20 protein-coding genes are annotated in these 23,768 nt (G+C 45.7%); 8 read left to right on the forward strand and 12 right to left on the reverse strand.

The genetic code is table 11. The features are described from left to right. Positions 1-6: 6 nt before the first annotated feature. The 4 genes from B5F91_RS07445 to B5F91_RS07460 all read right to left on the reverse strand — a co-directional run bounded on the left by B5F91_RS07445 (position 7) and on the right by B5F91_RS07460 (position 4,461). Positions 7-1,659, reverse strand: coding sequence for an FAD-dependent protein (locus B5F91_RS07445; RefSeq protein ID WP_087428459.1), 1,653 nt, complete (start codon positions 1,657-1,659; stop codon positions 7-9). Between the two features lie 61 nt (positions 1,660-1,720). After that, positions 1,721-2,107 (reverse strand): GxxExxY protein, encoded by a 387-nt coding sequence (locus tag B5F91_RS07450; RefSeq protein ID WP_087428460.1) that lies wholly within the window; start codon positions 2,105-2,107, stop codon positions 1,721-1,723. Between the two features lie 74 nt (positions 2,108-2,181). Then, a complete protein-coding gene (gene radA, locus B5F91_RS07455) occupies positions 2,182-3,555 on the reverse strand; it encodes a DNA repair protein RadA (RefSeq protein WP_087428461.1) in 1,374 nt (457 codons plus the stop codon). Between the two features lie 204 nt (positions 3,556-3,759). Then, positions 3,760-4,461: a NigD-like protein gene (locus B5F91_RS07460; RefSeq protein ID WP_087428462.1), complete on the reverse strand. Its 702-nt coding sequence runs from the start codon at positions 4,459-4,461 to the stop codon at positions 3,760-3,762. Positions 4,462-4,694: 233 nt separating this feature from the next. Here B5F91_RS07460 and B5F91_RS07465 point away from each other — a divergent pair, with 233 nt between their 5' ends. Then, positions 4,695-6,101, forward strand: a complete 1,407-nt coding sequence (locus tag B5F91_RS07465) for an amidophosphoribosyltransferase (RefSeq protein WP_087428463.1) — start codon at positions 4,695-4,697, stop codon at positions 6,099-6,101. 92 nt (positions 6,102-6,193) lie between these two features. Here B5F91_RS07465 and B5F91_RS07470 read toward each other — a convergent pair whose 3' ends face one another. Beyond that, positions 6,194-7,405 (reverse strand): BamA/TamA family outer membrane protein, encoded by a 1,212-nt coding sequence (locus B5F91_RS07470; protein WP_087428464.1) that lies wholly within the window; start codon positions 7,403-7,405, stop codon positions 6,194-6,196. A 162-nt stretch (positions 7,406-7,567) separates the two neighbouring features. Here B5F91_RS07470 and pepT point away from each other — a divergent pair, with 162 nt between their 5' ends. The 3 genes from pepT (at position 7,568) to B5F91_RS07485 (ending at position 11,587) form a co-directional block, all read left to right on the forward strand. Further along, positions 7,568-8,794, forward strand: coding sequence for a peptidase T (gene pepT / locus B5F91_RS07475; protein ID WP_087428465.1), 1,227 nt, complete (start codon positions 7,568-7,570; stop codon positions 8,792-8,794). A gap of 125 nt (positions 8,795-8,919) precedes the next feature. Next, on the forward strand, positions 8,920-10,005 hold the full coding sequence (gcvT, locus tag B5F91_RS07480) for a glycine cleavage system aminomethyltransferase GcvT (RefSeq protein ID WP_087428466.1): 1,086 nt from the start codon (positions 8,920-8,922) through the stop codon (positions 10,003-10,005). A gap of 169 nt (positions 10,006-10,174) precedes the next feature. Next, complete coding sequence (locus B5F91_RS07485; RefSeq protein ID WP_087428467.1) at positions 10,175-11,587, forward strand: MATE family efflux transporter; 1,413 nt, start codon at positions 10,175-10,177, stop codon at positions 11,585-11,587. On the opposite strand, the gene B5F91_RS07490 is transcribed toward B5F91_RS07485, so the two are convergent. The 4 genes from B5F91_RS07490 to B5F91_RS07505 form a co-directional block, all read right to left on the reverse strand. Beyond that, complete coding sequence (locus tag B5F91_RS07490; RefSeq protein ID WP_087428468.1) at positions 11,584-12,774, reverse strand: acyloxyacyl hydrolase; 1,191 nt, start codon at positions 12,772-12,774, stop codon at positions 11,584-11,586. The two genes, B5F91_RS07485 and B5F91_RS07490, sit on opposite strands and share 4 nt — an antisense overlap. 6 nt (positions 12,775-12,780) lie before the next feature. Beyond that, entirely contained in the window at positions 12,781-13,767 is a 987-nt protein-coding gene (locus B5F91_RS07495; RefSeq protein ID WP_087428469.1) for a hypothetical protein, read from the reverse strand. A 152-nt stretch (positions 13,768-13,919) separates the two neighbouring features. Then, positions 13,920-15,494: an Rne/Rng family ribonuclease gene (locus tag B5F91_RS07500; protein WP_087428470.1), complete on the reverse strand. Its 1,575-nt coding sequence runs from the start codon at positions 15,492-15,494 to the stop codon at positions 13,920-13,922. Between the two features lie 263 nt (positions 15,495-15,757). Next, the gene (locus tag B5F91_RS07505) at positions 15,758-16,033 is read right to left on the reverse strand and encodes an HU family DNA-binding protein (RefSeq protein ID WP_087428471.1); all 276 of its coding nucleotides are present in this window, start codon (positions 16,031-16,033) and stop codon (positions 15,758-15,760) included. 177 nt (positions 16,034-16,210) lie between these two features. On the opposite strand from B5F91_RS07505, the gene mutY reads away from it, so the two are divergent. From mutY to B5F91_RS07525, 4 genes are read left to right on the forward strand one after another with little or no spacing between them, the layout of a single operon-like run. After that, positions 16,211-17,266 (forward strand): A/G-specific adenine glycosylase, encoded by a 1,056-nt coding sequence (gene mutY, locus B5F91_RS07510; protein ID WP_087428472.1) that lies wholly within the window; start codon positions 16,211-16,213, stop codon positions 17,264-17,266. 16 nt (positions 17,267-17,282) lie between these two features. Continuing rightward, positions 17,283-17,720 carry a single-stranded DNA-binding protein gene (ssb, locus tag B5F91_RS07515; RefSeq protein WP_087428473.1) on the forward strand — a complete coding sequence of 146 codons (438 nt, stop codon included), beginning with the start codon at positions 17,283-17,285 and terminating at the stop codon, positions 17,718-17,720. A 54-nt stretch (positions 17,721-17,774) separates the two neighbouring features. Continuing rightward, on the forward strand, positions 17,775-19,115 hold the full coding sequence (gene gldE, locus B5F91_RS07520; RefSeq protein WP_087428474.1) for a gliding motility-associated protein GldE: 1,341 nt from the start codon (positions 17,775-17,777) through the stop codon (positions 19,113-19,115). Then, positions 19,102-19,761, forward strand: coding sequence for a 4'-phosphopantetheinyl transferase superfamily protein (locus B5F91_RS07525; RefSeq protein ID WP_087428475.1), 660 nt, complete (start codon positions 19,102-19,104; stop codon positions 19,759-19,761). The genes gldE and B5F91_RS07525 overlap by 14 nt, the downstream gene beginning before the upstream one ends. 5 nt (positions 19,762-19,766) lie before the next feature. Here the strand turns inward: B5F91_RS07525 and B5F91_RS07530 are convergent, their stop codons facing one another. The 3 genes from B5F91_RS07530 to B5F91_RS07540 form a co-directional block, all read right to left on the reverse strand. Then, entirely contained in the window at positions 19,767-21,548 is a 1,782-nt protein-coding gene (locus B5F91_RS07530) for an ATP-binding protein (RefSeq protein ID WP_087428476.1), read from the reverse strand. 27 nt (positions 21,549-21,575) lie between these two features. Further along, complete coding sequence (locus B5F91_RS07535; RefSeq protein ID WP_087428477.1) at positions 21,576-22,262, reverse strand: response regulator transcription factor; 687 nt, start codon at positions 22,260-22,262, stop codon at positions 21,576-21,578. 145 nt (positions 22,263-22,407) lie between these two features. Further along, positions 22,408-23,457 carry a type I asparaginase gene (locus B5F91_RS07540; RefSeq protein WP_087428478.1) on the reverse strand — a complete coding sequence of 350 codons (1,050 nt, stop codon included), beginning with the start codon at positions 23,455-23,457 and terminating at the stop codon, positions 22,408-22,410. Between the last annotated feature and the right edge of the window lie 311 nt (positions 23,458-23,768).

Here is a 23,768-nt window from a genome sequence, read left to right on the forward strand (position 1 = left end):
TGCGTTTCAAATAGTGTTCTGTAAGTATTCCGCGACCGCTTCGGCACACCGCTCTCCGTCGATGCCTGCCGAGACGATTCCTCCGGCATATCCGGCTCCTTCGCCGCAGGGGAAGAGTCCTTTCACTTCTACGTGTTGGAGTGTTTCGGCATTGCGGGTGATGCGGACGGGAGCTGAAGTGCGGGTCTCTACAGCTATCATTACAGCATCGTTGGTAAGGAAGCCGCGTGAACTTTTGCCGAACGCCTGAAAACCTTGGCTCAGGCGGTCGCCGATGAACTTCGGCATCCAGAAATGGAGCGGAGAGGAGATTAGTCCGGGACTGTATGAGGAGGGAGGCAGGTCGTAGCTCAGCTTCTTGCGGGTGAAGTCCGCCATCCGTTGCGCAGGAGCCGTTTGGCGCATATTCCCTTGTTGCCAGCAGATTTGTTCTAATTTCTCTTGGAATCGCATCATCGCTAACGGATGAACGTTTCCTTCCTCTGTCTTTGCTTGCGCTATCAAGGCTTCGGTTTGGGCTTCGGCAGAGTCAGGATAGGCTTCGCAGGCTTGAAGTTGCAGGTCGGGATGTGCGAGGTCTTCAGTGCGGAGTTCCACCACCATGCCCGAGTTGCTCCATTTCGTTCCGCGGTTGCTGGGGCTCATTCCGTTTACCACAATCTGATGCGGACCGCTTGCAGCCGGAACCACAAAACCTCCGGGGCACATACAGAAGCTGTACACGCCGCGTCCGTCCACTTGCTGCACGAAGCTATATTCCGCTGCAGGCAGGTATTTGCCCCGTCCCGCTTTATTGTGGTATTGGATTTGGTCTATTAGCATCGAAGGATGTTCCAGCCGTACACCTACAGCAATGCCTTTCGGTTCGATATATACCCCGTTGGCATACAGCCAGCGGTAGACATCGCGTGCCGAGTGTCCCGTGGCAAGGATGACCGGTCCGCAGAATGTCTTGCCCGTGTTCGTATCGATGCCGGTTACTTGCCCGTGTTCGATGATAAGCGCATCCATCCGTGTCTGGAAATGTACTTCTCCGCCACAGGCAAGGATGGTGTTCCGCATGTTTTCGATGACGCGGGGAAGTTTGTCTGTTCCGATATGCGGATGTGCGTCTATCAGGATGGAGGTGTCTGCTCCGTGTTGGCAAAACACGTTTAAGATTTTCTCCACATTGCCCCGTTTCTTGCTTCGGGTGTAGAGCTTTCCGTCCGAGTATGCGCCTGCTCCTCCTTCGCCGAAACTGTAATTCGATTCGGCGTCTACTTTGTGTTCGCGGCTGATGCGTGCCAAATCCTCTTTCCGCTCGCGCACATTTTTCCCTCGTTCCACTACGATGGGGCGCAATCCTAATTCGATGAGTTTCAGCGAGGCGAAGAGTCCGCCCGGTCCTGCACCTACCACAATGACCGCAGGTTTGTCCGATACATCGCGGTATTCGGTGAAGGTGAAAGCCTCTTCTTCGGGCAGTTCGTTGATGAACACCCTTACTTTCAGATTGACGAAAATGGTGCGTTGGCGTGCGTCGATGCTTCGTTTCAGAATGCGTATTGCCTTGATGGTCCGTACGTCCAGCCCTTTTTCCCGGCTGATGTATTGCTTGATGCTGTCATTGCTTGCCGCTTGCTCCGGCAGAAGCCGTAATTGATATTCCTGTATCATAAGTTCTATTTGTTTTTAGGGTTAAACGCAGATTTTCGCAGATTAACGCAGATTTTTAATTCTATCGTACATATCTTCTTATTCCGTTTTGTAAATTGGCATTGAAGAAATTTATTAATAGTCCTAAATGGATGCCGCTTAATCTTAGGTAAGTCATAATTTGGGCTGTATGGATAGGCAAAAGTCGCTCTACCGTCTTTAGCTCTACAATGATTTTTCTTTCTACCATAATGTCTATGCGGTATCCGCAATCGATATGTGTATTGTCATAGATAACCGGAAGTTCTTTTTGCCTTTCATATCCGATGCCTAATTTATTTAGCTCATAACATAAGCAAGCCTCGTATGTGCTTTCTAATAGTCCGGGACCTAACTCTTTATGGACTTTGTAAGCACATCCGATAATTTGATATGCCAATTCGTTTGTTTCTTTATCAATATATACCATAAGAAAGATTTTAAATCTGCGTTAATCTGCGAAAATCTGCGTTTCAAAAAATGTCCTCTGTGATGAGAAAAAAATCATCCGAAGAGTTCCCGGAAGGCTTCTTCTACTTTCCGCACCGGCACTAACTCGATATGGATTTTGCTCCGGTTCAGACCTTGCAGATTATGTTTCGGGATGAGCATACGCTTGAAACCTAGCTTTTCTGCCTCGCCGATGCGTTGTTCGATGCGGTTCACGGGGCGGATTTCACCGCTTAGCCCTACTTCGCCCGCCATGCAGACACCTGTTTCTATCTCTGTGTCCATGTTGCTCGAAAGGATGGCGTTGATGACCGCTAAGTCGATGGCAGGGTCGTTCACCTTCAGACCGCCGGCGATGTTGAGGAACACGTCTTTCTGCGCCAACTTGAATCCCACGCGCTTTTCCAGCACGGCAAGCAGCATATTCATACGGCGCAGGTCGAAACCCGTGGCGGAGCGTTGGGGCATACCGTAGGCAGCGGTGCTCACCAATGCCTGCACTTCGATGAGGAACGGGCGGATGCCTTCCACGGCGCAAGCGATGGCCACGCCGCTCATTCCTTCGTGGTCTTGCGTCAGAAGCAGTTCCGAAGGGTTGCTCACCTGGCGCAGCCCGTCTTGGCGCATCTCGTAGATGCCTAATTCGGCGGTACTCCCGAAACGGTTCTTGATGCTCCGCAAGATGCGGTACATATAGTGCTGGTCGCCCTCGAATTGCAACACCGTGTCCACGATGTGCTCCAGTACTTTCGGTCCGGCTATGCTTCCCTCCTTATTAATATGTCCGATAAGGATGACGGGGGTGCCGGTCTCTTTGGCAAACTTCAGGATGGCAGACGAACATTCGCGCACTTGTACGATGCTTCCGGGCGAGGAGTCGATGGTTTCGGTCGATATGGTCTGGATGGAGTCGATGATGACCAGGTCGGGAGCCGTGTTCTTGATGTGGGTGAAGATTTGCTCCAACGATGTTTCGCAAGCTATCAGTAGTTGCGTTTCTTCCGGATGCGGGATGCGGTCGGCACGGAGTTTCAGTTGGCGTGCGCTTTCTTCGCCCGATACATAAAGCACTTTCAAGTCGGGCAGGCGGAGCACGGTTTGCAGGATGAGGGTTGATTTCCCGATGCCCGGTTCGCCTCCGATAAGCGTGAGCGAGCCTTCTACCAGTCCGCCTCCCAATACCCGGTTCAGTTCATCATCCTTCATGTCAATGCGCAATTCCTCGCTTGAGGTGATTTCGTGCAATCGTTGAGGTTTGGTCCGTACCGCTTCGATACCGTGTGCCACGTGTTTTGCCACGGGAGTTTCCTTGCGCACCACTTCTTCTGTAAACGTGTTCCATTGTCCGCACGAGGGGCATTTTCCTGCCCATTTGGGTGATTCGTACCCGCAATTAGTGCATACATATACCGTCTTTTCCTTAGCCATAATTTGTTTCTTCTATATTCTCGGCAAACTTAGATAAAAATCTGCGATTTTCGAACCTATGGATGTGAAAAAAAGTATGTTGGCTTCATTGGCAAACGAAGTTAACTAAGTTGGTCAACGAAGTTAACTTAAATGCCTGATGAAACCAACATACTTTTTAAAGGGAACCTTTTACGGTTTGGGTTCTTGTGGTAAAACGGTTGTTTATTGTTGAGGTGAACGATAGTTGAACTCTGCAGTTTTTTCTCCGCTATACGATTTCCACTTTAATTTCAACTTGACGGTCTTGCCTTCTGTATCGGGTAAGGCATCCAGTTTAAATGCTACCATACCGTCTCCAGGTTTGCCATAATTGTCGCCATACGCATTGTGGCGGAATTCCACTTCGTATGGATTATCCGGATTGTTGGTTGGTAAAAGATTGACGAAATGTTTGTTCCCCGTGTGGTTGGTGACAAATCTGAAATGTAAGCTCAGATATCCGTCTTCGGCTATATTTACCCAGTCTGACACAATGTCAATCGGATCCGTGCCGTATACCGAATCATTTTTTTCTCCTAAGTCAGTTGCCATAGGTTTGGTCAGGATGCTGTCTATCCAAAATACATGTGCGGCTTTGTCATACTTGCCGGGAGACTCTTCGGCATAATCGAAGTTTAATAAAGCTCTCACTTCTTTGTCGCCGAAGGGAGATGATGCGATATTGGCTGGAAGCAGGGTTGTGCTGTCATCCAGTTGCAAGAAGAAAGTGCCGTCTGTATCGGTCTTAGCCGTTACGATACCGTTATAAGCCCCCATGTTGTAATAATAATTATCATCATCGTCCAAGCAGGATGAGAGGGCGAATGTGCCGCTCAGCGTAACGGTAAGCAGCAGTGTTTTAGTCCATTTGCTCATTTTATTCATATAGGTTTGTTTCTATTGTTATTTCGTTTGTTAAATGTATGAATAACGCGAATCCTGCATGTGAAGATGTTAAATAATTTAAATGGAGCAATCTGGTTACATGAGTTGACGGTCTATTGTCAACAAGAAAAATAATCGAAAAAGCCGGGGTTATGTTTCCGTGCTTCCCGTTTTTTCCGTATTTTTGCAACGAAATTGGATATTTATTTACAACTAAATTAAAATCGAATAAAATGGGTGGTTTTTTCGGGACAGTCTCTAAGGCTGAATGTGTAACCGATTTATTTTACGGGACAGATTATAATTCGCATTTGGGAACCAAGCGGGCAGGAATGGCTACGTATGACGAGAATTCCGGTTTCGCGCGTTCTATCCATAGCATAGAAAATTCGTATTTCCGCACGAAGTTTGAAGATGAATTGTCGAAGTTCAAAGGAAAATCAGGCATTGGTGTGATAAGTGATACCGACCCTCAGCCGATTATGATTAATTCGCATTTGGGACGGTTTGCCATTATGACCGTAGCGAAAATCAATAATCTAGCCGAATTGGAAAAAGAACTTCTGGACGCGAACATGCATTTTGCCGAGATGAGCATGGGCAAGACCAACCAAACAGAACTGGTGGCTTTGCTCATCGTGCAAGGGAAGACTTTCGTAGAGGGAATCGAAAACGTGTATAATAAGATTAAAGGTTCATGTTCGATGCTGATTCTGACCGAAAACGGCATCATTGCGGCACGCGACAAATGGGGACGTACTCCGATTATTGTCGGGAAAAAAGAAGGAGCGTATGCCGTAACCAGCGAATCGAACAGTTTGCCGAACTTGGATTATGAAATAGACCATTATGTAGGTCCGGGCGAAATTATCCGTTTGCATGCCGATGGTTGGGAACAACTCCGGAAGCCGAATGAGGAAATGCAAATCTGTTCGTTCTTGTGGGTGTATTACGGTTTTCCCGTATCGTGTTACGAAGGGCGGAATGTAGAAGAGGTGCGTTTCATCTGCGGATATGAAATGGGTAAGACTGATGATTCGAAAGTGGATTGTGCGTGCGGTATTCCCGATTCGGGTGTAGGCATGGCATTGGGGTATGCCGAAGGGAAGGGCATCCCTTATCACCGAGGGATAGCGAAATACACTCCGACATGGCCGCGCAGTTTTACGCCCAGCACTCAGGAAATGCGTTCGTTGGTGGCTAAGATGAAATTGATTCCCAATCGGGCAATGCTGCAAGGAAAGCGCATTTTGTTTTGTGATGACTCCATTGTGCGTGGAACTCAATTGCGTGATAATGTGAAGATTCTTTATGATTATGGTGCAAAGGAAGTTCACATGCGTATCGCTTGTCCGCCGCTGATTTACGGATGTCCGTTTATCGGTTTCACCGCGTCCAAGAGTGATATGGAGTTGATAACCCGCCGTATTATTAAGGAAATAGAAGGTGATGAAAATGCGAAACTGGAGAAATACGCTACTACAGGTTCACCCGAATATAATGCATTGGTAGACCGCATCCGCGCGCGTTTCGGACTGACTTCGTTGAAGTTTAATCCGTTGGAAACATTGGTAAAAGCAATCGGTTTGCCGAAGTGTAAGATTTGTACACATTGTTTCGACGGGTCGAGCCACTTCTGATAGTTAATAGTGAATAATGAATAGTTAATAGTTTGATACTTAACTGACTATTAGCTATTCATTATTCATTATTCACTATTCACTATTAACTATTAAAACGCTTCCGTCATATTGAAATAAAACAGGTTCTGCTTGTTGATGAAATTCCGTCCGAAATCCAGGCGGACATTCATGCGGGGTTGCACTTCGATGCGCAAACCTAGGCCTGCATTGGGAAGCACGCCTTCTATCTTACCCGGATTTGGTCCCATGAATCCTACGCCTCCCCATGCCACGAATCCTAAATGGTGGATGACCCGTTTCAGCCAGTTGCTTCGGTCTGTATTGAACATTTGCCGGTATTCTGCCAGTGCTAAATGCGAACTCTTGTCGCGGTATTGTCCCATATAATACCCGCGCAAGTCGAATGGCGTGCCGCTTAGGGCATATTTGTTCAACGGAATATGTTTGCCGAATACATTTTTGGTTTGCACCGTCCAGGCTATGACTTTCCGTTCTCCCAGCGATTTATATTGGCGGTAATCCAATTCGAAACGGTAGAAATTATCATCACTTCCTAACCATTTTTGGTATAGTAAGCCGCGGATGTCAAAATAAAGCCCTTTATACGGATTGGCAGGGATGTCGCGCGTGTCGTATGTCACTAAGAAGCCAAGTCCCGAACTGAAGTTTTTATACCCGTTTTCAGTTCCTCCTGCTTTCTTATAGTCTTCTTGTTCCACCAAGTGCTTGGCGGGGCTGGTTATTTTGTCGTAATTCAGGTCGATTTGCGGACCAACGAACCAATCAGTTTCCTTGATACGGAACAAGAACCATGGATTGATTTGGATGCCGCTATACCGGTATTGGCTGGTCGTATCGCTTCGCACATAATTTTTGTTGGTGGAGTAGCCCACGCCATAAAAGTTTTCTTGTGTATTCTTGTAAGAGAATTGTCCGAAGATGCGGAACTTGTCGTTCTTGAAGAACAACTGAGGCTTGACCATGATATTCAGCCCGCCCTTGAAGATAAATGCCATGGCAAAGGGAAGTACCGAACGCCGCATGGTAGTATCTTTCGGATTCATCCGGAACGTCATTAACGCGCTTCCTCCTACCAAAAAACCAAAGTCGGGGCTGAAGCTCGGACCTCCTAATATATTATAATGGAAGTTCCGTTTAGCTACTTTCTGCCTTCGGAGTTCTTTTTTGGTCAAGGTTTTCGATGAAAGCGTGTCAACCGCAAGACTTGTGGTATCTGCTTCTTGAGCAAATGCGGTGCATGTAAGGATGCACAAAATGCAACATGTTATCAGTTTTTTCATATCAAAGTCGTAATTAGTTGCAAATGTATAAAAACTCAAGCATATAACAATTCAAACCACCAAGAACTTACATGTTTAAAAACTAAAAAACTTAAACGATGTTTGGTGATATGCAGGTTATTTCTTACCTTTACTTGGTTTAATTTTTAACTTAAAACGATTATGACAGTAATAGAACGTTTTTTGAAGTATGTTTCTTTTGATACCCAGTCTGATGAGACAACGGAGATAACCCCCAGTACGTCCAAGCAGATGGTATTTGCCAAATATTTGCAATCGGAATTGGAAGATTTAGGTTTGGAAGATATTTCGTTAGACGAGAACGGATATTTGTTTGCAACGCTTCCTGCAAATGTTGACCGGGATATTCCGACAATCGGTTTTATAGCCCATATAGATACCAGCCCCGATATGTCGGGCAAGGACGTGAAGCCGCGTATAGTGGCAGATTATCAGGGACAGGACATCCCGTTGTGTGAAGAAGAAGGCATTATCCTTTCTCCCAACCAATTTCCGGAGCTGCTCGACCATATCGGCGAAGATTTGATTGTGACCGACGGGCATACGCTTTTGGGCGCGGATGATAAGGCGGGTATTGCCGAAATAGTAGGAGCAATGGCTTACTTGAAAGAGCATCCCGAAATCGAACACGGTAAAATCCGCATCGGCTTCAATCCGGATGAGGAAATCGGTCTGGGAGCACACAAGTTCGATGTGGAGAAGTTTGGATGCAAATGGGCGTATACCATGGACGGAGGTGAGGTAGGCGAACTGGAATTCGAGAACTTCAATGCCGCTGCCGCTAAGGTTGAGGTGAAAGGACTGAACGTGCATCCGGGGTATGCGAAGGATAAGATGGTAAATTCATTGTTGGTGGCAAACGAATTTGTAAGTATGCTTCCTGTCAATGAAGTTCCGGCTATGACCGAAGGATATGAAGGCTTTTTCCACCTGATAGGAATGGAAGGGGATGTAGAACATACTACGCTTTCGTATATCATCCGTGACCATGACCGTGAAAAGTTTGAAGCCCGTAAAGCTCTTATGCAAGAATGTGCCGTAAAATTGAATGAAAAGTACGGACAGGGCAGGGTAGAGGTCCAGGTTAAAGACCAATACTACAATATGCGCCAGCAGGTAGAACCGTTGATGCACATCATCGACCTTGCTTTTGCGGCAATGAAAGAAGCCGGCGTAGAACCGAAAGTAAAAGCCATCCGTGGAGGAACAGACGGTGCGCAATTATCCTTTAAAGGACTTCCGTGTCCGAACATTTTTGCCGGAGGCTTGAATTTCCACGGTCGTTATGAGTTTGTGCCCATACAGTCTATTGAGAAAGCGATGAAAGTAGTGGCAAAGATAGCCGAACTCACCGCGAAGCGATACTGATTTTCTTTCACCACAGATTACACAGATTAAATAAATTAATATGTATGATGTATGTCCGCTAAATTATTTATTTAATCTGTGTAATCTGTGGTGATATTATTTATAAACCTTAAAACACAGAACTAATGAAAACAACTCCATTTACCGGGAAGCATATCGCTCTCGGTGCCAAGATGCATGAATTTGCGGGCTATAACATGCCGATTGAGTATTCTGGTATTATCGATGAACATCTGACTGTATGTCAGGGTGTCGGTGTCTTCGATGTTTCTCACATGGGCGAGTTTTGGGTGAAAGGTCCTCATGCCCTCGATTTTATCCAACGGGTTACTTCGAACAATGCGGCTGTGCTTACGCCGGGTAAGGTGCAATATACTTGTTTCCCGAATGAGACGGGAGGCATTGTCGATGATTTGCTGGTATATGATTACGGTCAGGAAAAATATTTGTTGGTGGTCAATGCTGCCAATATAGAGAAAGATTGGAACTGGTGTGTCTCTCATAATACGGTAGGGGCTGAACTGGAAAATGCTTCCGACCGCATGGGGCAGCTTGCCGTGCAAGGTCCGAAAGCATTGCCCACGCTTCAGAAACTGACTTCGCTGGACTTGTCGGAGATACCTTATTACCATTTTCGTGTAGGTGACTTTGCAGGAGTGCCGCAAGTCATTATTTCCAATACTGGCTATACCGGTGCAGGAGGTTTTGAACTCTATTTTTATCCTGAAGATGCCGACCGTATTTGGAATGCAATTTTCGAAGCAGGCGCTGAGTTTGGTATTAAGCCGGTTGGTTTGGGCGCACGCGATACGTTAAGGCTGGAAATGGGCTTCTGCTTGTATGGTAATGATATTGACGATACGACTTCGCCTATCGAAGCTGGATTGGGCTGGATTACGAAGTTTGTCGAAGGAAAGGAGTTCACCAATCGTGCTGCTTTGGAGAAGCAGAAAGCCGAAGGAGTCAGCCGCAAATTGGTAGGCTTCGAGATGAAAGACCGGGGCATCCCGCGTCACGGCTATAAGTTGGTTGATGCCGAAGGCACAGAAATCGGTCATGTCACTTCGGGCACCATGTCGCCTATCCGTAAGATAGGTATCGGGTTAGGCTATGTGCAGACTGCCTTTTCGAAACCGGGTACTGAAATCTATTTGGACAATCGGGGACGGAAGCTGAAGGCGCAAGTCGTGAAGCCTCCTTTCCGTAAGTAGTGCATGGGTTTCAAGTCTGTCTCAAAATGAAGGCTAATCTTCGAAATACCGGTTGGTTTTGTCCGCATTTTTAGATGAATTCATTAGGAGGGGTTACTTTTATCCGTAATTCGGGTAACTGTGGTATACTATTTTGCAGTATCTTTGCATCTGGAATAAATTGTATCCTATGAATTTTGGAAAAAATGACTTGCTTGTATTGATACGTGAAGGGCGTGCGATGACCTTCCGTCAGCAGCTTTTGCTTACCGTTCAGTTGAGTATACCGGCAATGGTGGCACAGTTGTCTTCTATTGTGATGCAATACATTGATGCGGCTATGGTGGGTAGTTTGGGTGCCAATGCTTCAGCGTCCATTGGCTTGGTATCCACTACCACGTGGTTGTTCAGCGGTTTGTGTAGCGCAGCTTCCACGGGGTTTGCCGTTCAGGTGGCACATTGCATCGGCGGAGGAAAGTTTCATGAAGCCCGTGCCGTGTTGCGCCAGTCGCTTGTGTTGGTTTTGTTGTTCAGCCTGCTGTTGGCGGGTGTCGGCATGGGCATCAGTGGTGCGTTGCCTCGCTGGTTGGGTGGGGCAGAGGTCATCAATCACGAGGCTTCGGTTTATTTCCTGATTTATGCGGCGTTCCTGCCGATGATGCAGTTGTGTTTCTTGGCTGGTGGCATGCTTCGCTGTAGCGGGAATATGCGTGTGCCCAGTCTGCTGAATGTCTTGATGTGTCTGCTGGATGTGGTTTTCAATTATTTCCTTATTTTTCCTTCCCGTCAGATCTCGTTGTTCGGGTTGGACGTGTTTATGCCCGGTGCCGGATGGGGTGTTGCCGGAGCTGCCGTAGGTACCGGATTAGCCGAATTAGTGGTAGCGGGACTGATGCTTTGGTATTTGGCTACCCGTTCCAAGGAATTGGGTTTGGTGCACGAGAAAGGACGTTTCCGCCCTACTTCGGTTGTTTTGCGGAAAGCCGTTCATATCGGAGGACCGATGGGGATAGAACATGCCGTGATTTGCGGGGCGCAGATTCTGACTACGGTCATTGTGGCTCCATTAGGGGTATTCGCTATTGCAGCTAATTCGTTTGCCATTACAGCCGAGAGCCTTTGCTATATGCCCGGATACGGTATCGCCGATGCCGCTACGACGTTGGTTGGTCAGAGCATGGGGGCAGGCAGGAAGGAGTTGACCCGGCGTTTTGCCCGCATCACGGTAGGCATGGGCATGGCGGTGATGGGCATTATGGGTGTCATTATGTATGTAGCCGCTCCGTTGATTATCGGCACGATGACCCCTGATGCCGAGGTATTGGAATTGGGCGTCCAGGCGTTGCGCATCGAAGCCTTTGCCGAGCCGATGTTTGCGGCTGCGATTGTGGCATACGGTGTTTTCGTAGGTGCGGGAAATACGATAATCCCTTGCCTGATGAATTTCTTCAGCATTTGGGCTGTACGCCTGACGTTGGCTGCCTGGCTAGCTCCGACAATGGGATTGAACGGCGTATGGCTTGCGATGTGCATCGAACTCTGTTTCCGCGGCATCATTTTTCTGATTCGGCTGGAGCGGGGAAAATGGATGAAGATAAATTAAAATCGGTATCCCAACCCTAACATTAAGTTATTCGGGTCGCTAAACTTGCTCAGCTGATAACCTGTATGCAAGAAAAGGCGCGGGGTAACAAAGGTTTTCAGTGCCAATATCTGATAAAAGCCTTTTGTGTCTTCTCCTTTATAAATAAGATTACGCCCGATGCCGAAGTTGATGCAGAAGATAGGCATGGTCAGTTCGGCACGGAGGGAAAGTCCTACGGCGAACTGTTCGCGGAATGGAGGACGATAAAATTTCTTATCTCCATTTTGCAGTGTATAGTCAGTAGTTCCGGCAACGTGTTCTTTTAAGTTGGCACTTTCATCGTATTGGGCATCCAATGAAAGCCCGGCACGGAAATATTTGTTTATTCGGTAGAGCGGGTTGAAATTTAGTCCTACTACGCCAAACGAACCCGGAATTAAATATTTTTCATTGGGCCAAATAATTCCTTTGCGCCGAGTCGCTCCGTATATAATAAGGTCGTAACTAAATGGAGAACCTTTGGGTGTAACGTTTTCTTGTTTGAATGATTGAGACCTTTTTTCTCCACTATCGAATGTCCGTATTACTCCGATACGTCCTCCTATTGTGTTTACTCCCGCATTGGGATAATTGCTATTCCCATTCGAATAATGAGTAGCTTCTATACCTGCGGTCAATTTCCATTCGGGAGCCAATTGCCAATTTAAGAGAAATCCTATGTTCAGGTAAGCGTTGATTTTTGAGCCTATCACATCATTATAGGGGTTTGTTATTTCATTGTATTTCTTCCAGCCAAATGATGCGCCGAAGTTCCATTCATAATCTAAAGTCAGTCGGGAAGAAAGACGGGCTATTTGTGAGCCTTGAAATACATAGACGCTGATAGGGTTTCCTAGTTCGGAAGCATTGAAAAAAGAAGTGTACGAAACACCTATGCCTTGATAGGCATGTGGGTAAAGTTGTCCGATTGATGAATTCGGATTGAACCGGAAAGCATATTTTAAGTGTGCGGAGAGTACATTACGTATGGGTTTTCCTTGTGCATTTGTGCCTTCGAAGAAACCATGGGTAGGCATGACGTACCCCGGACGGATATCGAATCCTATTTGGTGGTGTATCGGTTTACGGATAATCGTATCGCTTGTAGCATATCCTTTTAGGGATATTATCAAGAGGCAAAGTAAAAAAATATATCTGAAATTCATGATTTGTTATTCTATAATTGAAGTGGTTATACGATGGTCGATGGGCATAAGTCTGCGGAACATCCCTTCGGCTTCATAACGTTTTCCGGTCTTGGGTTGGACAAAATAAATCTTGTAGGGCGTGATGATTTCGTTCCATATCCAATAAACTTGTATAGTCATTTTAGAATTAGCCGGGATGGTTATGTTGTAAATGGTATCTGGAAGTTTAACCGGTATTATTTGTGTACCCGGAGGGTAGTTGGCTTCTTCATTGCCTATTTCCAGCTTATTTGTTTCCGGATTGAAATAAGGGATAGGGAGTTTGGTTTCAGGCTCCGTAAGTGGATAGGGATAATCGGTATCTGGTTCGAACTCGATGAGGCTATATGCATTTTTGAATACGTCTACCTGCCAGCTTGTAGGTTGGGAAGTGTGATTGGTTATATAGTCTCCGCCTCTTTTTTCTTCTGATTGGCTGGTATAGAAAGCGTCCAGACTGTATTCAACCCGGTCTATTTGATAGGGAGTACCCGGAAGTATATTGATATAAATGGTTTTTAAATCGGATGCGTTTGATGTCGTTATGCAAAACTGATAAGGAACGGCATAGCTATTTCCTTCTACCTTTACTTTCAGTTCATCGTACCGTTCTCTTTCTACGGTCACTTGGGTAAACGGGTCTTTGTAGACTCCTTTGCCTCTGCCTGTCCATAGAATAGGTTCCCAGGTATATATGGTATCTTGTTCATCGTAAGGGATATATTCCCATTTTTCACGGAACATGTTTTCATCAGCGTTGAAATGAAAGCCTGAGATTTCCCATTTTTCCGAAAGGAATTGTATAGTGATTGAATCTCCTTCGCCGTTTAATGTATATTCGGTTATTTCGGGGGCAAACTCTTCCGTAGGGGTGTCTTGGCCATATGGCTCTTCCACAAAGATGTCTTGGTTGCATTGGCAGAATGAAATACTTGCAAGCAAGAATAGAATTAGTTTCAGTATATGTTTCATTTTTTTCTTTTTGAAGCCGATAATGTGTTTCCATTTTGATGAATATTATCCCAAAAATAATAGAATAGGGTGAGATATACAAATGTGGATGAGATTATTTATTGTTTGTTGATTGAAAAAAGAAAGGATGCGCAAGTCACGCATCCTTTCTTTTATTTGATTTCGAACTCTTCTTTCATGTCAATCTCTTCATTGTGAGCATCGTAGAATTTATATTGCAGGAAGGCAAGGCTTTGGTTGGGAATGATTTTGATTCCAAACCCGTATTTCATTTGCCATTTTCGTTTCAGCGATACAATCCCTTGATTGATGTATGCCGCCACGTAAGGGTGGATATGCAATGTAAATTTTTTTACCTTCAACTTATTGACCAGATAGTCGATTTTACTTTCCAATGTATCCGTAAACAGGATAGAAGGCTTGATTTTCCCTTTTCCGAAACAGGTAGGGCAATCTTCGTCTGTCGTGACATCCATAGCCGGACGTACCCGCTGGCGTGTGATTTGCATCAGTCCGAATTTGCTAAGGGGCAGAATATTATGTTTCGCACGGTCTTTCTGCATATTCTGGCACATACGTTCATAGAGCTTCTGCCTGTTCTCGGCAAGGTTCATGTCGATGAAGTCGACAACGATGATGCCTCCCATATCCCTTAACCGAAGTTGGCGAGCCAACTCATCGGCTGCGCCCAAATTGACATCGAGGGCATTGGCTTCTTGTCCGTTAGCGGCTTTCGAGCGGTTTCCGCTATTCACGTCTACTACGTGGAGCGCTTCGGTATGTTCGATAATCAGATAGGCTCCACTTTTATAAGAGACGGTTTTGCCGAACGATGACTTAATTTGTTTGGTGATAGCAAAGTTATCAAAAATAGGAAGTTGACCTGTGTATAGCTTGACAATGCCTGTTCGGTCGGGCGCAATCAAAGCTACGTAATTTTTTACTTCATTGTAAACCGTTTCATCGTTTACATAGATGTTTTCGTATGAAGGATTGAACAAGTCGCGCAACATGGCTACGGTGCGGCTTGTCTCTTCATACACTAAGGTGGGCAATTTGGTTGCCTTTTGTACTTTGGTGATGGTCTCTTCCCAATGTTTCAGCAAGACTTTCAGTTCGGCATCCAATTCTGCTACGCGCTTCCCTTCAGCTACTGTGCGTACGATAATCCCGAAGTTTTTCGGTTTGATGCTTTGTAATAGCTGTTTGAGGCGTGCCCGTTCTTCACTTGACTTGATTTTTTGCGAAACCGAAACTTTATCGTTAAAAGGGATAAGTACCAAATACCGTCCGGCAAACGAGAGCTCGCATGTCAAGCGCGGTCCCTTGGTCGATATAGGCTCTTTTACGATTTGCACGATGACTTCCTGTCCTTGTTGGAGGACGTTCGAGATGCTTCCCTCTTTCTCTATATCGGGCAGCATGGAAGCCTTCGTCATGGGATAAAGTTTCTTCCGGTCGCTGATAACTTGCTTCAGATACTTCTGAAAAGAAAGAAATTGAGGACCTAGGTCTAAGTAATGAAGGAAAGCGTCTTTTTCGAAACCGACATCTATAAAGCAGGCGTTCAGTCCGGGCATCAGTTTTCTTACTTTGCCCACGTACATGTTGCCGACCGAAAAAGAAAGGTTTCTTTCTTCTTTCTGGAACTCTACCAGGTTTTTGTCTTCCAGCAGAGCGATTGAAATTTCTTTCGGCTGTACATCTACTACTAATTCGCTTGTCACTTGATTACTTGGTTTAGAGGTTAATAACTAATGATTCCAATTATAAAGACTCTTCATACACAAAGAACAAACCTGAAAGACTATTGAGGAGCTTTGCAAGTTTGTTCTTTATTGAAGTCGGACAGACTAACAATTATTTTTTGCTTTTATGTCTGTTCTTTCTTAGTCTTTTTTTACGCTTGTGAGTAGACATTTTATGTCTTTTTCTTTTCTTTCCGCTTGGCATAGCTTCAAAATTTTATAGGGTTAATACTAATGTTAATTTATTTTTTTACTGAAAGAGTAAACGTTTTTGCCGGTTTAAATGCCGGAATATTGTGTTCCGGGATAATAATCGTCGTATTTTTTGAAATGTTACGGGCAGTCTTCTGCGCTCTTTTCTTCACAATGAAACTACCGAAACCCCGAAGGTATACATTCTCGTCGTTTGATAATGAAACCTTTACAGATTCCATAAATGCTTCCAACGTAGTCAATACGGTTTGTCTGTCAATACCAGTGTTTTTGGCAATTTCGTTTACAATATCTGCTTTAGTCATTTCGCCTAATAATTATTGTTATACGTTATCTTAATTTTTTGGATTGCAAATATATAGCTTTTCTCGCTCATGGCGAAATTTCTTTTGAACAAATTTTAGAAAAAGTGTTTTTAGCATCTTCAAAACCTGTATTTTTGCAGGACTTTAAGTGTTTTTTAATCTGAAGATAGTGAAAAGATGAGTCGGTTTGGCGAAATATTAATACGTTGGTATCAGGAAAACAAGCGGGATTTGCCTTGGAGAAATACGAAAGACCCTTACAAAATATGGATATCGGAAATTATCCTTCAGCAGACCCGTGTCGTGCAGGGATATGATTACTATTGCCGCTTTATCAAGCGGTTCCCCGATGTGTTTGCTTTGGCTGAGGCGGATGAAGATGAGGTGATGAAATACTGGCAGGGATTGGGGTATTATTCCCGTGCGCGGAATTTGCATGAGGCAGCCCGTTCGATAGCCGGTCGGGGAATTTTCCCAAATACGTACGAGGAGGTGCGGAAGCTGAAAGGGGTGGGCGATTATACGGCGGCGGCTATCTGCTCTTTTGCTTACGATATGCCTTATGCGGTGGTAGATGGGAATGTGTACCGGGTTTTATCCCGCTGGATGGGGGTTGAAGAACCGATTGATACGGTGCGGGGCAAGAAGCTGTTTGCGGCGCTGGCGGACGAGCTGCTGGAACGGTCTGCGCCGGCTCTGTACAATCAGGCGATTATGGATTTCGGTGCCATCCAGTGTGTGCCTTCTTCTCCTTCTTGTTTGTTTTGTCCTTTATCGGATAGTTGCGTAGCTTTACAAAAAGGGTTGGTAGATGCGCTTCCGATGAAGCAACATAAGACTAAGGTGACAAACCGATACTTTATTTATTTCTATGTACGCGCGGGGGAATATACATTTCTTCATAAGCGGGAGTCGGGTGATATTTGGCATAATTTGTATGAGTTCCCATTGGTTGAGGCTGATAGGGAAATGGCGGAAGAAGAGGTTTGCAGGCTTCCTGAGTATAAGAAATTATTCGAGGGATGTGAGATTCAGGCTACCCGGATGGTAGCTAAGCAAGTGAAGCATGTACTTTCGCATCGGGTGATTTATGCCGATTGTTATGAAGTGGTGATAGCGGAAAAAGAAATGCCTAAGGGAGCATTTCAGAAGGTTTTGAGGGATGATTTACACAAATTTGCGGTTCCGCGCTTGATATCTCGTTTTTTTTCGTTACTTTTGAGACCAAAATAAGTAAATAAGGAGGATTATGTCATTAAATAAAGTTCAGTTGATAGGCAATGTGGGAAAAGACCCGGATGTGCGCTATCTGGATAATGGAGTGGCGGTGGCGGCATTTACGCTTGCCACTACTGACAGAGGATATACCTTGGCGAACGGCACGCAGGTGCCCGAACGCACGGAATGGCACAACATTGTGTTGTGGAATAGACTGGCGGAAATAGCCGAAAAGTATGTGCACAAAGGCGACAAACTGTATATAGAAGGGAAAATCCGTTCGCGTTCGTATGACGACCAGAACGGAATCAAACGCTATGTGGTGGAGATTTTTGGGGACAATATGGAAATGTTGACTCCACGCTCCGTTCAGAGCGGGCAGCCCCAGCCGATGGTTCCCAATCAGCAACCTGCCGTTTCGGCACAACCTGCCCAGCAAACGAATGCCGCGGATGATTTGCCTTTTTAAAGGTATATAACCGCTGGGTAATATGAATCTGATGTTTAACTAAAATCTATTATTTTGGACTCTGACTCGTATTTATCTTTTTTAAAAGATTGGTTTAACGGACTTTGCTTTGTGTCTCCTTCGGTAGGGGCGGTTGTAGCCATAGTTTTAGCTATATTGTTATTGTGGGTGTCCGGTTTGATTTCGGCTTCAGAAATTGCTTTCTTTTCATTGACCGAAGATGATTTGGATGAAGTGAATGAAGAAAAATCGGTTGCGGACCGGAAGATTCGGAAGTTATTGGATGATTCCGAACATTTGCTTGCGGCTATTTGGGTTTCTAATAAAGTTGTCAATGTTGCTATCGTTCTTTTGTGTGCCTATTTCTTTTCTGATGTGGTGCAATGGGAAGGGGCTTATGTGGTAGAATTTATTTTGCTTACACTTCTTTTGACTTTCTTGTTATTGCTATTTGGAGAAATAATGCCTCGCATTTATTCTGCACAAAACTCTTTAAAATTCTGTCGGATTGTTGTTGCTCCTGTTTGTTTTTTGCATTGGCTATTTAAGCCTGTTTCCAATGTATTGGTCCGCTCGGCTTTGGGGGTGGGGCGGATAGCTCAGAAATACAATAAAAAAGCGAACTTGTCTGTAGATGAATTGTCTCAAGCGCTTGAGTTGACTGATAAAGATGAAATATCAGAGGAGAGTAATATGTTGGAAGGCATTATCCGGTTTGGGGAAGAGACGGCAAAGGAGGTCATGACTTCCCGGCTGGATATGGTGGATTTGGAGATTGATACTCCGTTCCCGGATGTTATCAAGTGTGTGGTAGACAATGCGTATTCCCGTATTCCGGTTTACGAGGAATCCCGTGATAATATCAAGGGCATTCTCTATATAAAAGACTTGTTGCCTTTTATTGATAAAGGGGAGGATTTTAAATGGCAAAACCTGATACGTCCGGCTTATTTCGTTCCGGAAACGAAGATGATTGATGATTTGCTTCGTGATTTTCAGGCTAATAAGATTCATATCGCTATCGTGGTGGATGAGTTTGGAGGTACATCGGGATTGGTTACGATGGAAGATATTATCGAGGAAATTGTGGGTGAAATCAATGACGAATATGATGAAGAAGAGCATAATTATGTGAAGCTTTCCGATAATGTATATGTCTTTGAGGGGAAAACCTTGCTTGCCGATTTTTATAAGATTGTAGATGTCGATTCAGACGAGTTTGAGGAGGCTGCCGGAGATTCGGATACGCTTGCAGGGCTCGTATTGGAGTTAAAGGGAGAGTTTCCCGCCTTGCATGAGATTATCCGTTATAAGGATTTTGTGTTTGAAGTGCTCGAAATGGATGCACACCGTATTGTGAAAGTAAAAGTGACAAAGAAAAATGCCTCTGTTTAAATCTTGGACGAGCGGGGAAGGTGTGTTCGCTATTTGGAAAGTGGAAGAATCGAACGGGCAATTGAGGGCTTTATTGAAAGGGGCATTCCCTTATGATGCTGATATTTCCCGGATGAAAGCCGAATCCCGGCGTAGCGAATACCTGGCGGTAAGGGTATTGCTGGCTGAGGTGTGTGGTGAAGAAAAAGAGATTTGCCATGAGCCTTCGGGGAAGCCTTTCTTGGCGGACGGGAGTTTTCATTTGTCCATTTCCCATACTAAAGGATATGTGGCTATTGCTCTTCATCTTACGCGGGAAGTGGGCATTGATATCGAGCAGGTTTCGGGCAGGGTATTAAAAGTAGCCGACCGCTTTATGTCTAAGGAAGAGTTGCACGGGGAAAAAGAGGCGTTGGAAACTTATTCCGGAGGTGCGGAACGCTCCACCTTATATTATATGCTCCTGCATTGGTCGGCGAAAGAGACGATGTTTAAGCTCATGAATCAAGCGGAAGTCGATTTCAGGAACCACCTTCGCATCTTGCCTTTCCGGCTTTGTTCGGAAGGATGCTTTACCGGATGCGAGTGCCGTACTTCGCAAGCGGCAAGCTATCCGGTTCATTACATGCTTCATCCCGATTTTGTCTGCACGTGGAGTGTTATATAGCGCGTTTACGCTTCTTTCTCCTTTCTTAAGGTGAATACGAACTCCAGTCCTCCGCTGGGGTTGTTCTTGGCAAAGATAGTTCCTCCGTGGAAGAGTACGGCGTTCTTTACGATAGCAAGCCCCAGTCCGGTGCCTCCTAATTTGCGCGAGCGTCCTTTATCTATCCGGTAAAAACGTTCGAAAATGCGGTTCAGGTGCTCTTCGGGTACGCCTACGCCCGTATCGGAGAAGCTGAAGTAATAAAACTTTTCGTCTTCGCGGAAGCAATTGATTTTCACGGTTATCCCTGTGCCTGCGTATGCAATGGCATTGTCCATCAGGTTTCGGAAAATGGAGTAGAGCAATGAGCTGTTTCCGTTTATGGTCAGTTCGTGAGGCATACGGTTGATGACCGTAATATGCTTTTCTTCCAATGCCAATGCCACTTCGTTCAGCATGTTTTTTATCATCAGGCTCAAGTTGATGGTTTCCCTCTCTACCAGGTTAGGCGCTTCGTCCATGCGGGTCAGTACCGAGATGTCGCGTAGCAATACGGTCAGGCGGTTGCTTTGCGCATAACTTCGTTCTAAGAAGGTATGCATGGTCTCAGCCGGAAGATTAGGTGTATTGATGATAGTCTCCAAATATCCCTGAATGCTGCTCACCGGTGTTTTCAGTTCGTGTGCGATGTTTTGCGTGAGTTGGCGTTTCAAGCGGGCTTGTTGTTCTTCTTGAGTGATGTCGATGATAGATACCTCGAACGACAGGTCTTGGAAGATGATGCATTCCACTGAGAACGAGCGTCCGTTCTTGTCCACATGCAGGGCGAGCCTTTTCTCTTCTTTGCTGAAATTTCCTTCGTTCTTGTTCAGGAATTCCGTAATGGGCTGAAGCTCGGCGATTCCGAACACTTCTTCGGTCGAAGTCAGGTTGTGGTCGGAAATGGTGTTGGCGTATTGGGTAAACAGGTTGTTCACCAATATCTCTTTCCTTTCGCGTGTGAATACGCCCAGCCCTTCGTGAGAGGTCTGTAGGTGTGAAATTAATTTTTCTCGCTCAATGTACAACGCTTCCTTTGTGCGGTGAAGCCGTTGGTATATCTTGATGATGTGTTCGGAGATTTCCCCTAATTCGTTTTTAGGGAATGTTTCCGAGATGTCTATTGCCTCGTTCCGGTCGGCTTTTAGCGCGAATTGTTGAAGTTGGGTTATTGATGTGCCTAATTTTTGGGTGTACCGGTAAAACATAATGATTAGCAACAGGCTGATAGCCAGCGTGAACCATACATATTCCGAATCGGCTTTCAGGTGTTTGCTCAGGCTCACGTTATACGGGAGTGCCGAGCGGATGATGAGTTGTTGCGAAGGGTAATAGCGTGCGGAGTAAAAGTATGCTTCTCCTTTGATGCTTGCCGAATGGCGGCTGATGTCGTATCCGCTTCCGTACATCAGGGCGTCTTGCACTTCCTTGCGTGTGCGGTGGTTCTCAAACCGGTTCGTGTCGGGCTGGATATTGTCATACACCACCTTGCCTTGCGGAGTGATGAGGGTCACGCGCAAGTCTGGAATCATGTGGGTGGTCACATAATGGTGCAAAGAGTCGGTATCAAGTTCGCCTTCGTCTGCAATGAAGTCGTACATGCGGTTGTTATAGTTTTGTAGCTGCATGTTGAGCAGGTCGCTCTTGTATTCTTTTTCTCTTTTATACTGAAATAGCAGGAAGCAAACTGCAAAAGAGATGAACAACAAGACAACAGAGAAGAACAATCGCTTGCTGAACGGAAGCAGACGGTACATCAGTTTGGTCATAATCTGTGGTGAAAGGTGAAAAAAGATTCATTCGCATTCGAAACAATATCCGTATCCCAGGCGGGTGACGATGTTTTTCCCGTATTCGCCTATTTTCTTGCGCAGGCGGGTAATGTTGACGTCTATCGTGCGGTCCAGCACGTACACCTCGTCGTTCCATACCTTCGAAAGGATGTCTTCGCGAGAGAACACCCGTCCGGCATTTTGGAGCAAGAGTAAGAGGATTTCAAATTCCTTTTTCGTAAGCGGGATTTCTTCCCCGTCGATAGATACTTTCTTTTGGGAAATGTTGATAGTCAATCCCTTGTATTGCAATTCGTCGCTTTCTTTTCGCTGGAGATTGGCAGTCCGGCGCAATACGGCTTTCACGCGCATAATGACTTCGCGTAGCGAAAACGGTTTCGAAATATAGTCGTCCGCTCCTAAGTTGAAGCCCGTAATGGTATCGTTTTCCGTGTCTTTTGCCGTGATGAAGATAATGGGGATATTCATGGTGTCTTTATCGGCTTTCAGCATCCGCGCCATTTTGAATCCGGAGATTTCCCCCATCATCACGTCCAGCAAAAGCAGGTTGTATTGCGTAAGGTCTAGCTTCAACGCTTCTTCGGCTGAGTTTGCCGTGTCTACTTTGTATCCTTCCATTTCGAGGTTGAACTTCAGGATTTCGCACAAGTCGTCTTCATCGTCTACTACAAGGATTCGGTATTCGTTCATGGCTTTTCTGTTTATTTTTACCACAGATTACACAGATTCATGAATTAATAATTGTTTTTAATCTGTGTAATCTGTGGTGAATATTTCTGCACGCAAAGATGCGCCTTTCGTGTTTCTTTAGTGTGAAATAGGTGTTACAATATTATTACAATTCAGCCCTTGTAAATTCTCCTGCTATCGGACGGTGCATTTCGTTGCGTATCTGTTGCGGGGTAAGGCCGTGCCCTAACAGAAACATCAGCTTGGTCAGCACGCTTTCTACGGTCGAGTCGTATCCGCTGATGACACCGGCGTCCAGCAGGTGAAGTCCCGTTTCGTAGCGTGCCATTTCCACCATTCCCGTAGGGCATTGCGAGATATTGACGATGACGATACCCCGCTCTGTAGCTTCCTTCAGCAAGCGGATGAACCATGGTTTCTGGGGCGCGTTTCCCGACCCGTAGGTCTTCAGCACCACCGCCTTCAGCCCCGGCGTGTTTAATACGTTGCTCACGATATTTTCCTGAATGCCGGGGAAAATGGTGAGGATAATTACATTGGTGTCGAACACGAAGTGCGGGTGCATCGGGATGTCGGGATTTGCTTTTCGGATGCGGTCGTACTCGTATTTGATGTGTATGCCTGCCGTGGCGAGTGGAGGATAGTTGAACGAACGGAAGGCATTGAAGTTCTCTGCGTTGATTTTCGTGGTCCGGTTCCCTCGCAGGAGCAGGTTCTCGAAGAAGATGCATACTTCGGGCACCACTGCACGTCCGTCAGGGTATTTTGCCGCGGCGATTTCGATGGAAGTGATGAGGTTTTCTTTCCCGTCGGTGCGCAATACGCCGATAGGCAACTGGCTTCCCGTCAGGATGACCGGCTTGCTCAGGTTTTCCAGCATGAAACTCAGTGCAGAAGCCGTATAAGCCATGGTGTCCGTTCCGTGCAGGATGACGAATCCGTCGAAGTTTTCGTAGTTATATTGGATAATCTTCACTAGCTTAGCCCATAATGCCGGCTCCATGTCCGAAGAGTCGATAGGCGGCGTAAACTGGTACGAAGAGATGCGGTAATTGAAGCGTTTCAGTTCCGGTACGTTCTCTTGAAGTTGGTCGAAATTGAAGGCTTCCAACGCTCCCGTTGCCGGATTCTCAATCATGCCGATTGTTCCGCCGGTATAGATAAGGAGTACGGAAGGATAGTCTGGCTTAATCATAATCGGTACGTATTTTGGCGCAAAGATACGAAATAAATGACAAATAGACAACAACCAATGGGTCAATAAAGAATATGTCGGAACAATTGTTTTCTTTTTGTTGTTCATAGTTCAGTAAAGTTTCATTGTTAATCTGTAGGGGCGGGGTCTGCCCGCCCTGAATACATCCGCGTATGCATCTGTGGGCGCATCCGGGCAGGCAAACCCTGCCCCTACAGTGTTAGTTCAGCATGACAATGGTTGGTAAATTGAAAATTTCCATATTGCAAAGGTACGCCATTCTCCTCCGTCCGCCAAAAATCGGGTATCGC

It is taken from the genome of Bacteroides sp. An322, from assembly GCF_002161765.1.
In the GTDB taxonomy this organism is placed as follows: domain Bacteria; phylum Bacteroidota; class Bacteroidia; order Bacteroidales; family Bacteroidaceae; genus Phocaeicola; species Phocaeicola merdavium.